14 protein-coding genes are annotated in these 15,859 nt (G+C 74.0%); 7 read left to right on the forward strand and 7 right to left on the reverse strand.

Translation table 11 applies throughout. The features are described 5' to 3' along the window. Positions 1–29 precede the first annotated feature (29 nt). The 7 genes from CLV68_RS35580 to CLV68_RS08725 are packed head-to-tail and all read right to left on the reverse strand — an operon-like array spanning position 30 to position 6,889. The gene (locus CLV68_RS35580) at positions 30–1,316 is read right to left on the reverse strand and encodes an FAD-dependent oxidoreductase (RefSeq protein ID WP_121389937.1); all 1,287 of its coding nucleotides are present in this window, start codon (positions 1,314–1,316) and stop codon (positions 30–32) included. Further along, positions 1,313–1,711 (reverse strand): DUF6917 domain-containing protein, encoded by a 399-nt coding sequence (locus CLV68_RS08700; protein WP_121389938.1) that lies wholly within the window; start codon positions 1,709–1,711, stop codon positions 1,313–1,315. The genes CLV68_RS35580 and CLV68_RS08700 overlap by 4 nt, the downstream gene beginning before the upstream one ends. Continuing rightward, positions 1,708–2,634, reverse strand: coding sequence for a Gfo/Idh/MocA family protein (locus tag CLV68_RS08705; protein ID WP_121391058.1), 927 nt, complete (start codon positions 2,632–2,634; stop codon positions 1,708–1,710). The genes CLV68_RS08700 and CLV68_RS08705 overlap by 4 nt, the downstream gene beginning before the upstream one ends. Next, a complete protein-coding gene (locus tag CLV68_RS08710) occupies positions 2,634–3,761 on the reverse strand; it encodes an Ldh family oxidoreductase (protein ID WP_342772761.1) in 1,128 nt (375 codons plus the stop codon). Before CLV68_RS08710 ends, CLV68_RS08705 begins: the two co-directional genes overlap by 1 nt. Then, a complete protein-coding gene (locus tag CLV68_RS08715) occupies positions 3,752–5,053 on the reverse strand; it encodes a M20/M25/M40 family metallo-hydrolase (RefSeq protein ID WP_246009728.1) in 1,302 nt (433 codons plus the stop codon). Before CLV68_RS08715 ends, CLV68_RS08710 begins: the two co-directional genes overlap by 10 nt. A gap of 1 nt (position 5,054) precedes the next feature. Beyond that, positions 5,055–5,885: a sugar phosphate isomerase/epimerase family protein gene (locus tag CLV68_RS08720; RefSeq protein ID WP_121389939.1), complete on the reverse strand. Its 831-nt coding sequence runs from the start codon at positions 5,883–5,885 to the stop codon at positions 5,055–5,057. Then, positions 5,882–6,889 (reverse strand): Gfo/Idh/MocA family oxidoreductase, encoded by a 1,008-nt coding sequence (locus tag CLV68_RS08725; protein WP_121389940.1) that lies wholly within the window; start codon positions 6,887–6,889, stop codon positions 5,882–5,884. The genes CLV68_RS08720 and CLV68_RS08725 overlap by 4 nt, the downstream gene beginning before the upstream one ends. 229 nt (positions 6,890–7,118) lie before the next feature. Here CLV68_RS08725 and CLV68_RS08730 point away from each other — a divergent pair, with 229 nt between their 5' ends. From CLV68_RS08730 to CLV68_RS08760, 7 genes are read left to right on the forward strand one after another with little or no spacing between them, the layout of a single operon-like run. Continuing rightward, entirely contained in the window at positions 7,119–8,312 is a 1,194-nt protein-coding gene (locus tag CLV68_RS08730) for a DegT/DnrJ/EryC1/StrS family aminotransferase (protein ID WP_121389941.1), read from the forward strand. Beyond that, positions 8,309–9,433 carry a DegT/DnrJ/EryC1/StrS family aminotransferase gene (locus CLV68_RS08735; RefSeq protein WP_121389942.1) on the forward strand — a complete coding sequence of 375 codons (1,125 nt, stop codon included), beginning with the start codon at positions 8,309–8,311 and terminating at the stop codon, positions 9,431–9,433. Before CLV68_RS08730 ends, CLV68_RS08735 begins: the two co-directional genes overlap by 4 nt. Further along, on the forward strand, positions 9,430–10,386 hold the full coding sequence (locus tag CLV68_RS08740) for a UbiA family prenyltransferase (RefSeq protein WP_121389943.1): 957 nt from the start codon (positions 9,430–9,432) through the stop codon (positions 10,384–10,386). Before CLV68_RS08735 ends, CLV68_RS08740 begins: the two co-directional genes overlap by 4 nt. Continuing rightward, a complete protein-coding gene (locus tag CLV68_RS08745; protein WP_121389944.1) occupies positions 10,383–11,693 on the forward strand; it encodes a protoporphyrinogen/coproporphyrinogen oxidase in 1,311 nt (436 codons plus the stop codon). The genes CLV68_RS08740 and CLV68_RS08745 overlap by 4 nt, the downstream gene beginning before the upstream one ends. Then, entirely contained in the window at positions 11,686–12,483 is a 798-nt protein-coding gene (locus tag CLV68_RS08750) for a class I SAM-dependent methyltransferase (protein WP_121389945.1), read from the forward strand. Before CLV68_RS08745 ends, CLV68_RS08750 begins: the two co-directional genes overlap by 8 nt. Continuing rightward, complete coding sequence (locus CLV68_RS08755; protein WP_121389946.1) at positions 12,467–14,056, forward strand: class I adenylate-forming enzyme family protein; 1,590 nt, start codon at positions 12,467–12,469, stop codon at positions 14,054–14,056. Before CLV68_RS08750 ends, CLV68_RS08755 begins: the two co-directional genes overlap by 17 nt. Before the next feature lie 21 nt (positions 14,057–14,077). Then, positions 14,078–14,737, forward strand: coding sequence for a DUF1990 family protein (locus tag CLV68_RS08760; RefSeq protein ID WP_170224168.1), 660 nt, complete (start codon positions 14,078–14,080; stop codon positions 14,735–14,737). The last annotated feature ends 1,122 nt before the right edge of the window (positions 14,738–15,859 follow it).

Here is a 15,859-nt window from a genome sequence, read left to right on the forward strand (position 1 = left end):
GCGGTGGCTCGCGGCTTTCCCCTGTGCGCCTAGCTCTTGCGGAGGGTGGCCAGCAGGGTGCGGCCGAGGACCGCCGGGGTGAGCAGGTCGGTGGGGCGGATGCGCATGTTGACGACCTCGACGAAGCGTTGGGCGACCAGGGGGTCGGTCATGGCGGCGTGGTCGATGGCGGTGGAGATGGCGCGTTGCAGCGGGTAGGTGAGGGGGCGGGTGGCGGTGACGTGGGGGAGGCGGAGGTCCTCGGTGGTGCTGGTCTGCCAGGCGGTGTCGACGATGACCTTGAGGCGGCGGAAGTAGCCGGTGACCGGGTCGCCGGTGGGCAGCCAGGCGGCCAGGGCGGAGGCGTGCAGGGCGGCGGAGGGGACGCCCTGGCCGTAGATCGGGTTGAAGGAGGCCACCGCGTCGCCGATCGGGACCAGGCCGGTGGGGAAGGCGGGCACGGCGTGGAAGTCGCGGCGGAGGCTGTGCGGGAAGCGGTGGGTGATCACCGGGCCCGCCGGGGTGCCGGTCCTGGCCAGGGTGGCGAACGCGTCGGCGGGTTCGAGCAGGCAGCGTGCGGTGAACTCGTCGGGGTCGCGGGTCGGGCGGTCGTCGCCGTAGCCGGAGATGGTGCACATCCAGCGGTCCGGCCCGATCGGTGCCACACAGCTCACCCCGGGCCGCGACGACGTGGGCGACCGCAGGGAGTGCACCGCCAGTAGGTCGTCCAGGCGCTCCCCCGGGGACCGGTGGAACAACACCGTCGCGTACCCCAGGTCCAGGCCGACCCGGTGCCGCGGCGGGGCGGGAAAGCCCAGCTCGGCCAACCAGGCACCCAACCGGCTACCCCGCCCGGTCGCGTCGACCACCAGGTCCGCACCGTCCACAACGGACCCGGAGGCGAGCCGCACCCCGTGCACCTCGGCGCCACCCACCAGGCCCACCACCCGGTCGGCCACCAGCCGCACCGACGGCAGCACGGCCTCGCGGATGTGCCACTCCAGCAGCGGCCGGTAGAACGGCACCAGGACGTCACCGGGCACCACCGGCCGCGGCCGCCCGTCGACGAACATCCGCCCGTCCTGCCCCGGCGTGCACACCACCACCCCGTCGGCGACCAGGTCGGCCAGCAGGTCCGGGAACCAGTGCCCGAGCAGTTCCTGCGCCAGCCCCAGCAGCACGTGGAACTGCTCCCCGTGCGCGGTCCCCGGCCGGTTGGTCGGACCGGCGGGCAACGGGTCCGGCTCGACCACCACGACCTCGTCCGCCCAGTCCCGCAGCACCCTGGCCGCGAGCAGACCGGCGACGCTGCCGCCCGCGACGACCGCCCGCCTCACGGCGCGCTCTGCACGAACTGCACAGCCGACTCCGGTGACAGCGCGATCTGCCCGCCGGTCACCGGCGACTCGCGGCTGATCAGGATGTTGTAGTGGTTGGGGAAGTGGCAGGCGTCGAAGCCGAGCACGGTGCCGACGACCTGGCCGCCGATGCGCACCTCGTCGCCGCGGTCGATCACCCCGCCGTGCCGGATCTCGGCGAAGCCGAGGAACCCGACGCGGTCGATGCTGTCGTCGCCGACCACGTGGTCGGTGGTCACCAGCTCGTGCACCTCGCCCTGGCGCACGCACCGGCTGGCGAACTCCTCCAGCCGCATGCCCCGGTCGTCGCGCCGGTGCACCAGGACCTTCACCAGCACCCCGGACACCGTGCGCTTGCTGCCGTCCTCGATCATGTCGTCTCCCCGATCAGCGCGGGCCGCGACCACTGCTCGGCGCGGTAGACGGCGTCGACCGCGGCGAGGGCGGCCAGCCCGTCGCGGTCGACGCCACCGGTGTGGACGGCCTGGGTGAAGGCGCGCAGCACCCCGGCGTACTCGTGCCACAGCGACTGCTTGAACCCGGCGAACCCGGCCAGCATGTCGGCCACCCTCGTCGTGCCGTCGGCCAGCCGGACCTCGACGTCCTTGGTCTCGCCGGGGTGGTCCCAGTCCAGCTCGACGGTGGCCCGCGCGCCGGACTCGGCGACCAGGTCGACCACCGCGCGCCGGTCGACGCCGAGGGAGTCCCGCGTGATGTCCACACCGGACACCTGGGTGGTGCCGACCAGGTGGCGCACCAGGTCGAAGGCGTTGGGCCCGTTGTCCGCGACGCAGCCGCCGCCGCAGCGGGCCGGGTCGAGGTACCAGCCGTCCTCGCCGACGTGGTCCTCGATGCGTTCCAGGTACCGCACCCGCACCGACTCCACCGGCACCCCGGCTGGCAGCGACTCCAGCAGCGCGCCGACCCTGGCGTTGTACCGGCGGTGGAACGAGGTGAACAGCACCGCGCCCCTGGTCGCCGCCAGCTCGGCCAGGGCGAGCCCGTCGCGCAGCCTGGTCGCCAGCGGCTTCTCCACGCACACCGGCAGTCCGGCGTCGAGCAGGTCGCGGCACACCGGCGCGTGCTGGTCGTTGGGCACGGTCACCACGACCCCGTCCAGGCCACCCGCGGCGATCATGTCGCGGTGGTCGCGCCAGCACGGGACCTCGTCGCGGTAGGGCGCCAGGGCCTCCGGCCGCACGTCGCACACCGCGGCCAGCCGCACCGGCCCGCCCTCGCCCAACGCGGCCAGGTAGTACCGGGAGATGACGCCGAGGCCGATCACGCCGACGCGCATCAGCACACCTCCGGCAGCGCCACACCCAGCCGCTCGGCCAGGTCTGCCAGTTCGGTGAACAGGGCGCCGTCGAGCGGTACCCCGTCGCGGCGGGCGAGTTCGGCGTGCCTCGCCTCGGGCACACCGGGGTAGGACACCTCCGCGCCGCCCTGGACCGGCGGGCACGCCAGCAGGGCGCCGAACAGCGCGCCCGCTTCCCGTTGGTAGGTACCGGGTTGGCGCAGCGCGGCCGGGGCGATGGCCAGCACCAGGTAGCCGATGTCGTCGTCCGGCGTCCGGTCGACCGACAGCGCTGCCTGCGACGGCCCCAGGCCGGCGCCGGGCACCAGCGCGGCCAGCACCTCGACCATCAGCCCGAGCCCGAAACCCTTGTACTGCCCGGAACCCGGGCCGCCGAGCCAGGTCAGGTGCGCGTCACCGGTGTCGAACAGGCCGGGGTCGGTCACCGGCTCGCCCGCGTCGTCGGCCAGCCAGCCAGCGGGGATGTCCGTGCCCGCCCGCGCCGCCGCCCTGACCTTGCCGGTCGGGACGGTGGTGGTGCTCATGTCCAGCAGGAACGGCGGGTTCGTCCCGGCAGGCGCGGCCACGCTGATCGGGTTGGTGCCCAGCATCGGCACCCGCCCGCCCGGCGGCCGTGCGATCCGCTGGTGCCCGCAGTTGGCCGCGACGACGCCGATCATGTCGTGCGCCACCGCCCGCAGCGCGTGCGGTCCGGCGCAACCGAAGTGCGTACCGCCGCGCACCGACACCAGGCCGATGCCGTACTCGGCCGCCCGCCGCGCGGCCAGGTCCATCGCCTCGCCTGCCAGCCACAACCCGAGCGCGCCCTGGCCGTCGAGCAGCACGGTGGCTCCCCGGTCGGCCAGCACCCTCGGCTCGGCGTCGGCGCGCGCCCGGCCGGAAGCCAGCAGCGGCAGGTAGATCCGGGTCAGGTTCACCAGCCCGTGCGAGGTGGTGCCGGTGATGTCGCCGTGGCACAACGCGGTCGCGGCGGCCATCGAGCGGTGCGGGGGGATGCCGTGCGCGGTGAACACCTCGGCGGTGAACCGCAGCAGGTCGTCGTGGGTGACGCGCACGGTCACGGGGGACGAGTCGGTGGGGGGAGGAGCGAGGTCGGTCATCGCCATGCCGTTTCGGTAGAGGGAACCGTGCTCATCGGGGGAGTCGACCAGCGGGGGTGCGGGATGTGGCGGGGCGTGCTCGCGAAGGTCCGCAGCACGCGCGAGACCTGGTCGGCGAACCCGGCCAGGTCGGCGACGGCGACGAACTCGCCCTCGGCGTGGGCGTTGTTGGCGGCGAGGTCGCCTGGGCCGAGCACCGCCGTCGCGGCACCGGCCACCCCGGCCATCCAGATCGCGTCGCAGGTGAACGCGGGCTCGTTCGCCTGCCACGCGGGCACATCGGCCTCGGCCATCAGCGCGTCCAACCACGGGTTGGTGACCGACAGCGCAGGCAGCCCGCGCTTGATCCAGTCCACTGTGGTCACCCGGTGCGCGTCGGCCGCGGTGCGGGCCAGTTCGGGGACCCCGGCGAACAGTTGCCCGAACCGGGCGACGCCGTCGGCGACGGCCTGGTCGAGCGCGGTGGTGAGCGTGTCGCCGTTGTCGGCGTAGGCGAGGTTGACCAGCAGGTCGCCGCCGCCGTAGACGCGGTTGTGCCTGGTCCCGGTGTGCAGGCCCGCGATGCACGCCTTCGTGCCTGAGAGCCGGGCGGCCAGGTGCTGGGCGAGGAAACCCAGCAGCACGGTGGCGTTGTGGCCGTCGCCCGGCCGGTCGTCGATCGACCCGGTGCCCGCGACCCGGACCCGCGCGGTCGCCGACGCGGTGGCCCTGGTCAGGTACCGCAGCCCGGTCGGTTCGCAGAACACGTTGAGCGCCCCGTAGTACCCGGCGTTGACCAGCGGCCGGGTCCCGAAGGTCCCCATCGCGCCGCCCTCCTCGCCCGCCACCGCCTGGATGAGCACCGACACCTCGGTGCCCACCCTGGGGTCCCGGCGCACCGCGTCCCGCACCCCGGCCAGCAGCGCCACCGCGGGCCCCTTGGCGTCGACCGCGCCCCTGCCGTGGATCACGCAGCCGTCGTAGCGGCCGCGCTCGTGCCCGGCGACGGTGTCCAGGTGCACGTTGAACATCACCGTCGGCGCGTCCACCGGCCCCAGCCGCAGCACCAGGTTCGGTTGGTTGGCCAGGAAAGTCGGGTCCTGCGCGGCCGCGCGCACCGCGGCGGGCACCCCGGGCAGGTCCATCGCGGACCGGTCGGCAGGCGCGTGGTGCACGACGGAGAACCCGCTCGCCGCGTCGGCGTAGAGGTACTGCGCCTCCCACAGCAGCGCGGGTTCGACGCCCTCCATCGGGCCCGCGGTGGGCAGGTTGATCAACCGGAGCAGCAGGGCCGCGTCGGTGTCGGTGAACTCGGCCACGTCACCGGCCCGCTGGGGCGAGCAACGCCTCGAGCGCGCGACCGGCCTCGATGAAGCCGTCCGCGGTGCCGGTGCCGCCCTCGGACTCGTGCGGGCGCAGCGTCAGGTGCGGTTCGATGGACAGCGCGCCCTGGTAGCCGTTCTCGGTCAGCAGCGCCAGGCAGCCCGCGACATCGGCCTCGCCGTGGCCCGGCAGTGTCCACTCCGGACCTTCCGGACCGACGAAGCCGTCCTTGACGTGCACGTGCGCGATGTGCGGCACCAGCGGCCGCAGGTAGTCCGCTGCGCGGTAGCCGTAGGCGATGCCGTTGCCGGTGTCGAACAGCAGCCGCAACGCCGGGCTGTCGGCCTCCTCCAGCATCCGCGCCGCCCGAGCCGCGTCCGCACCGGCCCAGCCCGCGCAGTTCTCGTGCAGCAGCACCAGGTCCGCCTGCTCGGCGCGCGCGGCCAGCTCCCGCATCCGGCGCAGCGCCCGGTGTTCCCACTCGTCGTCGTGCAGGCCGTCGTTCGGGTACGACATCACCCGCACGTACCGGGTGCCCAGCCGCCCGCACCGCTCGGCCAGCACCCGCAGCTCCTCCAGGTCGCGCCCGAAGTCACCGGTGATGGAGGTCGACCAGTCGCCGATGCGCGAGTCGACGCACACCGTGCGCAGCCCCAGCTCCGCCAGCGTCCCGGCCACCGCGTCGAACGCGGCCGCGTCCAGCTCGGCGAACGGCACCCCGTCCACCGACCGCAGCTCGATCGCCGACCAGCCCAGCGCGGCGATCGCGGCGACCTGCTCGGCCAGCCCCGGCCCGGCCTCGTCGCCGATCCCGGCCAGCACCGTCACCTCGGGACCTCGACCGGCGCGCGCAGCCCCGCCACCCGCTTCGCCTCGGCCAGCAGCGACACGACGGTGGCGCCGGTGGCGGGCTCGTCGGTGATCGGCTCGGTGCCCTCGAAGTGCCGGTAGGCGCGGGCGATGAACGCGCCGAGTGAGTCGTCGCGGAACACCGACTCGACCTTGCCGCCCTTGGTGCGCACCGACAGTTGCGCGTACTCGTCGGCCGCGCCGATCGGGTAGTGCCCGACCAGCGTGCCGCCCTCCAGCTCGACGGTCACCCGCCGCTCCCGCACCGGGGCGGTCAGGTCGGTGCGGATCTCGGTGAGCACCCCGTCGGCGTGCCGCAGCCGCAGCCACGCGCCGCCGAGCGACGGGAACACCGCGTCGCCGAGAAGCATGTCCGTGCACCCCGCCGCGACGACCTCGCCGCGGCCCGCGACCAGCAGCGCGACGGTGAGCGAGTGCGGGACCTCCACGTCGAACGCCGTGGGGTGGTCGTCGCCAGCCAGTGTCCGCGCGAACCGCGGCTTGGACTGGGCGAACCGCACCGACCGCAACCGGCCGAGCCGCCCGCCGGCCAGCACGCCGAGGATCCGCGCGGTCAGCTCGCTGCTGCGCCACTGCGCCACCGGCAGCAGGTCCAGCCGACCGTGCTCGCGCAGCCGCAGCACCTCGCGCAGCTCGACCTCGTCGCCTGCCAGCGGCTTCTCCACCAGGAACCGGCGGAACCCCAGGTCCGCCAGCTCGGTCAGCGGCCGCAACCGCGCGCTCGGACCGGTGCACAGGTGCACCACCGTCCGATCGGGATCGACCAGGGTCGCGGCGTGCGCTGGCGAGTGCGCCACCGCGACGTCGCCGAGGTCGGCGTCGCCCAGCCTGCGCCTCGGGTCGTACACGGTGATCGGCGGCCGCCCGAACGGCCTGCCGCCGCCGTGCCCGAGCCTGCGCAGCACCGGCAGGTGCAGGCCAGCGCCTGCCCGACCGAGCCCGACCACGAGCGTGCCCAGCATGGGTGGCGTGCCTCCTCCTGGCGACCTCGGGACGCGCCAAACCCTGGTCGCCGCGGCCGCGGGTGTCAACGTGGACCCGGCACCGCCACACGTCCGTGTGATCTTTTGTTTGCGTTGCCGCGCAACGGATGCCCACCGCCTAGTTTGGACCGCGCGCCGGGTGCGGCGTGGCAGCGCGGCAAGCGGTGCCGGTCGCGGTACTGGTCTTCGAGGACGGGCAAGGACAGGCATGGAGCACGCCGCGGTAGTCGCGGACCGGGGGACCGCGGCCGCGCCCGCGGTGCCCTTCTTCACCCAGGCGGCGTCGTTCGCCGCGCTGTGGCCCTCGGTCAAGGCCAACCTGGACGCGGTGGTCGACCGCGGCAAGTACTCGCACGGCCCGCTGGTCGGCCGGTTCGAGCGCGCCCTCGCCGACTACCTCGGCGCCCGGCACGTGGTCGGGGTCAACTCCGGCACCGACGCGCTGGTGCTGCTGCTGCGCGCCGCGGGCCTGCAACCGGGCGACGAGGTGGTCGTGCCCGCGTTCAGCTTCGTCGCCTCGGCCTCGTCGGTGGTGCTCGCAGGCGGGCGGCCCGCGTTCGCCGACATCGACCCGGTCGGCTACGGCATCGACGTGTCCACGGTGGCGGTCACCGCCGCCACCAGGATGGTCATGCCGGTGCACCTGTTCTGCCAGCTCGCCGACCTCGGCGCGGTCACCGCGTTCGCCCAGCGGCACGCGCTCACCGTCGTCGAGGACAGCGCCGAGGCGATCGGCATGCGCTGGGACGGCCTGCACGCGGGCCTGCACGGCGCGGGCGGGGTGCTCTCCTTCTTCCCCACCAAGACCCTCGGCGCTCTCGGCGACGCGGGCGCGGTGATCACCGACGACGACCGGATCGCCGAGACCGCCGCCGCGCTGCGCCACCACGGCCGCTTCGGGAACACACTGGACAACTTCCCCGGCATCTCGAACGAGACGGTCCTGCCCGGCTGCAACAGCAAGATGGACGACGTGCAGGCCGCGGTGCTGCTGGCCAAGCTCGCCACCCTCGACGCCGACATCGCCCGCCGCGCCACCCTCGCCGCGCACTACACCCAGGCGCTGCGCGGTTGCCCCGGCATCCGCCGCCTGCCCACCGTGCAGCACCGGGACGCGGACACGAACCCGGTGTTCTACGTCTACCTGGTCGAGGTCGACCACCGCGACGCCCTCGCCGCGTACCTGTCCGCGCACTCGGTCGGCACCGAGACCTACTACCCGGTCCCGCTGCACCTGCAACCCTGCTTCGCGCACCTCGGGTACCGGCGCGGCCAGTTCCCGCACGCCGAGGCCGCCTGCGCCAACGCCGTCGCCCTCCCGCTCTACCCCGACCTCACCGAGGCCCAGGTCGACCGGGTCTGCTCGCTCATCCGCGCCTTCTACGGCGGGGGCGGCGCGTGACGCTCCCGTTCTTCCCCCCGGACCTGTTCGACCGCGACCGCGACGCCCTGCTGGAGACGGTGTTGCGCATCGGCACCGCGCCCGCGCAGAAGTTCATCCTCGGCGAGCGCACCGCCGCCTTCGAGGACGCGCTGCGGCGCGAACTCGGCGCCGCCGACGTGGTCGCCTGCGGCAGCGGCACGACGGCGCTGACCCTGGTGCTGCGCGCGATGGGCGTCGGCGCGGGCGACGAGGTGGTGGTGCCCGCGTTCGGCTGCGCCCCGCTCGCGTCGTCGGTGATCTCCGTGGGCGCGACGCCGGTGTTCGCCGACGTGCACCCGTGGACGATGGTCATCGAGCCCTACGAGGTCGAGGCCGCGATCTCCGGCCGGACCGCGGCGATCATGCCCGCGCACATGTTCTCGGTGATGGCCGACATGCCCACGATGCGCGAACTGGCCACCCGGCACGGCGTCCGGCTGGTGGAGGACTCCGCGGTCGCCCAGGGCGGCGTGCTCGGCGGGGTGCCCGCAGGCCGCTGGGGCGACGCGGGGGTGTTCTCGTTCGTCCAGGTCAAGACGTTCGGCTCGATCGGCGAGGGCGGCGCGGTGGTCACCGACGACCCCGAACTGGGTCGGATGGCGCGGATGCTGCGCAACCACGGCCAGGACGGGCAGACCCGGTTCGTGCACCACGTGGTCGGCCACAACAGCCGCTTCGACGAGGTGATGGCCGACTTCCAGCTCCAGCGGCTGCCCGGCCTCGCCGCCAGGCTGCGCCGCCGCGCCGAGATCGCCGACTACTACACCGCCCGGTTCGCCCCGCTGGTCGAGCGCGGCGTCCAACCCCCGCCGCTCGGCCGCGACGGCCGCTGCTTCTACGTCTACTCCCTGCTAGCCGACCGCCGCGACGACCTCAAGCGGCACCTGGCGTCCCGGGGCGTCGACAGCCACGTCTACTACCCAGCGCCGCTGCCTGCCCAGCCCGCGTTCGCCCCGTACGCCCGGCAGGGGCAGTACTGGCCGCACGCGGAACTGGCCAGCGCCCGCACCCTCGCCCTGCCCATCTACCCGCACCTGACCGACGCCCAGGTCGAGCACATCGCCGACGCGGTCTGCGACTTCCCGGGGAGCCCCCGATGACCATGCCGCTGTCCCAGGGCCCGCTGGCCGCGCCCGACACCCGCGGCAGGCTCGGCGCCTACGCCAGGCTCGCCAAGCTCGACGTCTGGGACTACTACCTCGCGTTCCCGCTGGCCTGGGCGCTGGCCGGGTTCAGCCCGTCGGCGCTGGTCGTGCTGCTGGTGTTCGGGCTGGGCACGGTGTGCGTGGTGGCCGGGTCGGTGGCCTTCGACGACGTTACCGGCTACCGCGACGGCAGCGACGCGGCCAACTACGGCCCGGACGCGCCCGCGCGCAGGCTGGCCCGCAAGCCCCTGCTCACCGGGGAGTTGAGCGAGGCCGAGGCCATCCGCTTCGGTTGGGCGGCCGCGGGTGCCGGTGCGGCGCTGTGGCTGCTGGCGGTCTTGATCGCCCCGTTCGCTCCACTGTGGACCGTGCTGCTCGCCGCGCTGTGCCTGGCGTCCTCCGTGCAGTACTCCTGGGGGCTCAAGATCAGCTACCGCGGCTGGCAGGAGGTGTTCCTCGCCGGGTTCGGCACCGGGCTCGTGCTGGTCGGGGTCGGCCTGTCCACCGGGGGTCTCACCGGGTTCGGCGCCGTGCAGGCCGTCCTGTTCGGACTCGGACCGCTGCTGTTCGGGGTGTACTCCAACACCCGCGACGCCGAGGGGGACGCCGCCGTCGGCCGCCCCACGGTCGCCGCGATCGTGAGCGCCCAGGCCAACCGCGGGTTCATCGCCGGGCTCACCGCCGCCGAGATCGCCCTGGTGGTCACCGCGGCCGGGCTCGGGCCCGCGCCGTGGTGGTTCGCGCTGGCGATGCTGCCCGCCATGGGGGTCCGGGTCGCGCAACTGCGCCGCGGCGTCGGCCTCGGCGACCTGCTCGCCGCCCGGCTGCTCGGCCTGCGCGCCCACCGCGTCACCACCGCGACGCTGGTCGCGGTCAACCTGATCCTCGTCGTTGGAGCCGGTTCGTGAGCCCAGATCTGGATGTCGCCGTCGTCGGAGCCGGGATCGCGGGGCTGGCCGCCGCCTACCGGCTGCGCGCCCAAGGCCGGTCCGTGCACGTCTTCGAGTCCGGCGAGCACATCGGCGGCCGGATGCGCACCGAGCGCCGCGACGGCTACCTCGCCGACACCGGCGCCGAGATGATCGGCAGCACCGGCTACCCGGCCACCTGGCGGCTGATCGAGGACCTGCGGCTCACCGACGCCGAGGTGCCGCTGATCGGCGCCGACCTCGCGGTCTGGCGCGACGGCAAGGCCCGCGGCCACGTCGGCGACCCGATCGGCCTGCTCACCGGCGCGGGCCTCGGCGTCCCGGCCCGGCTGACCCTGCTCGGCCTGCTCGGCGGCGCCGCGGCCAGGCGCCGCGCCTACGACGTCGACACCCCGGAGGCCACCCCGCTCGGCGACCGCACCATCGCCGAGATCTCCCGCGGCGACCTGCACGACTACCTGTTCCAGCCGCTGGCTGGCGGCTACTTCGGCTGGGACACCGCCCAGGCGTGCGCCGGTCCGTTCCTGAGCCACACCCTCGCCGTCGGCGCCACCAAGACCTTCCGCACCTTCCGCGACGGCATGGACACCCTGGCGCTGCGGCTGGCCGACCAGGTGGAGGTCAGCACCGGCGTCCCGGTCCGCGAGGTCGTCACCACCGACACCGGCGCCCGGCTGGTCGCCGACCGCACCCCGCTGACGGCCCGCACCATCGTCATGGCCGTGCCCGCCCCGCTCGCGGTCACCCTGCACGGCGGCGCGCCCGAGTACGTGCGGCGCTGCGAGTACCGGCCGATGGTCAAGGTCGTGTGCCTGCTGTCCCGCCCGCTCGACGGCCTGGGCCGCTCGTTCGCCCTCGCCGTCCCGGAGGTGGAGAACCAGGTCCTCGCGGGCCTGGTCGTCGACGACCGCAAGCACCTGGGCCGGGTGCCCGTCGACCGGGGCATGGTCAGCCTGGTCGCCACCCCCGCGGCGGTGCCCGGGTTGCTGGAGCAGACCGACGACGAGATCAGCCGCACGCTGGTCGCCCACGCCGAGAAGTACCTGCCGGGCATCGCGCTCGCCCTGCGCGACACCATCGTCACCCGCTTCGAGCACGGGCTGCCGATGCCCACCCCCGCCGCGCTCAACGCCCGCGCGGAGTTCGCGGGCAGGCCGCCTGCCGCGGTCGAGTACGTGGGCGACTGGTACGCGATGCGGCCCAGCAGCGAGGCCGCGGTGCGCTCGGCGGAACTGGTGGCCGAGCGGCTGTCCGTCGTGGACTCCCCGGCGGTGGCCCGTGGCTGAGCCCGCGACGATCAGCTACGTCTTCGCGACCTCCTTCGCGCGGGAGGAGGAGCGGCTCTCGCTCGGCGAGCACCTCTGGGACCCGGGCACCACCAGCCGCCTCGCCGCGCTGGGGGTCGGCAGGGGCAGCCGGTGCCTGGAGATCGGCGCCGGGCACGGGTCGATCGCGGCGTGGCTGGCCGAGTGCGGCGCCGCGGTGACAGCGGTCGACATCGACACCTCCCGGCTGGGGTGGCTGCGGGGCTGCGGCGTCTCGGTCCACCGGGGCGACATCAGCCGCGACCCGGTGCCCGGCGGCAACTACGACCTGGTGCACGCGCGGCTCGTGGTGCAGCACCTCGCGGACCGGGCGGCGGCGGTGCGCAGGATGGTCTCCGCGCTGCGCCCCGGCGGGCACCTCGTGCTGGAGGACACCGACACCGCGACCACGCTGGCCACCGCCGACGGCGTGCTGCGGCCCAGGGTCCGCGACGCGGCGTACGCGGTGATGGCCGAGTCCGGGTACCACCCGCGCTGCGGGCTGCTCGACGTCGACCTCGCGCACGGCGCCGGGCTGCGCGACGTGCGCGCCGACGGCCGGGCCGAGGTGATCACCGGCGGCACCCCGCACGGCCGCTGGTTCGCGCTCTGGTTGGAGCACCTGAAGCCCGCCATGGTCGGGCGCGGGCTGGTGACGGTGGCCGAGGTGGACGCCGCGCTGGCCGACCTCGCCGACCCGGGGGTCCGGTGGCTGTCCCAGGTGATGATCACCGTCGTCGGTCGGAAGGGTGCCGATGAGCAAGCCGCATGACCTGGGCACCCTGTTCGACGACCTGGTCGCCCGCCGGGTCGGCACCAGGGTCGTGCTGTCCCGCCCGCTCGACATCGCGCCGGACTTCGGCACCAGCTACGACATGCCCGCTGTCGCCGCGCTGGTCCGCAACGTCGCGGGGTGGCTGCACGCCGCGGGGGTGAAGCCGGGCGACCGGGTGGCCGTGGTCAAGCCGAACCACTGGGACTACGTGCTCATCGCGTGCGCCGCGGTGCGCGTCGGTGCCGTCCCGGCGCTGCTGTCGGACCAGTTGGCCCCACACGCGCTGGAGGTCCTGCTCGAACGCCTCGAACCCGCGCTGCTCATCACCACCCGCACCGTCCTGGACACCGCCCGCGCGCACGGCATCACGCTCATCGCCCGCGCTGGAGCCACCGTGACCCTGGAAGGCCGCTACCCGGACACCATCAACCTCGAACGCCTCTGGGGTCACGAGCCGCCGCCACCGTCCACTCGCGACGATGACGACCCGCTGCTGGTCGTGCACACCTCCGGGACCACCGGGGTGCCGAAGCTGGTCGTGCACACCAACCGCACCCTGGTGCTCGGCCTGGCGGGCGCGGAGTCGACCCGGCTGCCGATCGTCTCCTCCCGCAGACGCGACACGGTCTGCTCGGCGATCTCCTACAGCCACGGCCGCGCGGTGCCGTGGACGGCGAGCGTGCTGTGGCTGGCGCCGCGCGAGGTCGTGATCATCGACTCGGCGGACGCGGCGGAGACCGTCCTGCGCGAGCACCCGCCGACCACGCTGGAGGCGCTGCCGTCGACCTTCGTCCGGTGGCGGCCGATGCTGGAGAAACCGGACCACCCGCTGCGCGGGGTCCGGCTGTTCATCAGCACCTTCGACGCGGTGCACCCGCCGACGGTGCGTGCTTTCCTTGCGGCCACCCGAAGGCGGCCGCTGTGGGTGCAGGTCTGGGGGCAGACCGAGACCGGTCCGCTGACCTTCCGGTTCCTCACCCGCCGCTCGCTCGCCGCCCGTGACGCGCGGCACCCGACGACGCGCAACCTCGGCAGGCCGGCCCCAGGTCGCACCCGGCTGCGCGTGGTCGACCCGCGCACGTTCGAACCCGTCCCGCGCGGCATCCCGGGCCTGGTCCTGGCCAAGACCCCGACGCGGTGCGTCGACTACGTCGGTGAGCACGACCGCTGGCTGGCCAAGACCGACGGCGAGTGGTGGAACACCGGCGACATGGGCCTGCGCACCCGCTGGGGCTCGTACCTGATGCTGGACCGGGAGGTCGACGTCCTGCCGGGGCAGAGCTGCGTGGAACTCGAGGACGTCCTGGAGGAACGCGTCACCAACGTCGTCGAGTGCGTGGTGTTGGCCACTCCCGGCCGCCTGCCGCAGCCGGTCGTGGTGACTCGCGACGGCCACCTCGACCCCGCACAGTGGCGGCACGCGCTGCGCGACCTGCCCGCGCTGGCCGACCCGGTGCTGCTGACCTGGGAACAGATCCCGCGCACCGGCACCGGCAAGGTCCGCAGGATGGAACTGCGCGCCGTCCTGCGCGCGGGCCAGGACACCTTCGGGACGGGCCGCTGGACCTGATCCGATGGCATGCTGGGCGGCATGCGCGTCGTGCGATCCCGGCGGGACCAGCCGGAACACCTGCTGGCCGACCTGGCGGACCGCCCGATCAACTACGACCCCACCACCGTCGGCCCCGGCTGGCTGACCGACGACCACCGGCGCGTCCTGGGCTACGAACAGCCGGGACCGCCCGGTGAGCTGTGGTGCCGGGCCCGCGCCCTCGTCGAGCGCTACGAGTTCGCCCCACCGGAACTGATCCGGGCCCACTACCGCGCGGACGCGCCCCTTCTGGGCAGGCACATGGTCCTGGAGGGCCACTTCCTCTTCGCCCACTTCCTCATGGGCGTCCGCGTCACCGCGGTGGTCGACGAGTCCACCCCCACCCGGAGTCACTGGGGCTGGTCCTACGAAACCCTCACCGGCCACCTCGAACGCGGCAAGGTCGACTTCCACCTGCACAAGAACCACACCACCGGCGCGGTCCTCTTCCGCGCCACCTCGTACTCCAACCCCAGCCGCACCGCCCACCCCCTGATCCGCCTCGGCTGGCGCCTCTTCGGCCGCCGAACCCAACTGCGCTTCTACCGCCGCATCGGCGAACAGATGGTCGCCCTGACCGCCTCCGACGCCGTGGTAACCGCCCCCACGGTCCGCACAGCCCCACGCCGCTCCGGAGTGACGATCATCGACGCGGGCTGACCGAACTGCCACCGACTGCGGATCGACCCGACATGGCAGACGACCACCGGTGCAAGGGCGGCCGAGCAGCGACGAAGGCCGCCGCCCAGTCGCGAGCAGTGGCCGTCACGTGCGGCATCCGTAGCCCACCGATGGCCCGTGCTCCGCAGGCCAACGCACCGCGGAGTAGCCCAGACAGCCGCCCACCCGAGCTTGCACGGTCGCGATCCAGCCGCACCCGCCCATCCGTGATCCGCCTCGGCTGGCGGCTGTTCGGCCGCCGTACCCAACCGCGCTTCTACCGCCGAATCGGCGAGCAGATGGTCGTCCTCACCCCCTCCGGTGCCGTGGTGACCGCGCCCCACCGTCCGCGCAGCCTCACGCCGCACGGGGCTGACGATCATCGACGCGGGCTGACCGAACTGCCACCGACTGCGGATCGACCCGACATGGCAGACGACCACCGGTGCAGGCAAAGGGGCGGCAGAGCAACGACGGAGGCCGCCGCCCGGTCGCGATCCAGCCGCACCCGCCCACCCCGTGATCCGCTCTGACTGGCGCCTCTTCGGCCGCCGTACCCAACTGCGCTTCTACCGCCGGATCAGTGAACAGGTGGTCGCCCTGACCGCCTCCGGTGCCGTGGTGACCGCCCCCCACGGTCCGCGCAGCACTACGCCGCACGGGGCTGACGATCAGCGATGCGGGCTAGCCGAACTGCCACCGACTGCCGATCGACCCGACATGGCGGATGACCACCGGTGCAAGCAGGGGGCGGCAGAGCAACGACGAAGACCGACGATCATCGACGCAGACTGACCGAACTGCCACCGACTGCCGATCGACCCGACATCGCAGATGACCACCGGTGCAAGGGCGGCAGTGCAGCGACGGAGGCCGTCGCCCAGTCGCGAGCAGTGGCTGTCGCGTGCGGGATCTGGACCTCGCTGGTGGTCTGTGCTCGCAGTGGGCTTCCGTCGCGCCTGGTTCGCGCGGGCCTGTGACGGGCAGGATCCGCGCCCAATCCTGCCCGCCGGGTCGGCGAGCAGATGGTCGTCCTGACGTGCCAGGCACTGGGTCGCTGCTTCCACGGTCCACACAGGCCCACGCCGCACGGCTCGGCGATCATCGGCGCGGGCTAGCCGA

The organism is Actinokineospora cianjurensis (genome assembly GCF_003663795.1).
In the GTDB taxonomy this organism is placed as follows: domain Bacteria; phylum Actinomycetota; class Actinomycetes; order Mycobacteriales; family Pseudonocardiaceae; genus Actinokineospora; species Actinokineospora terrae.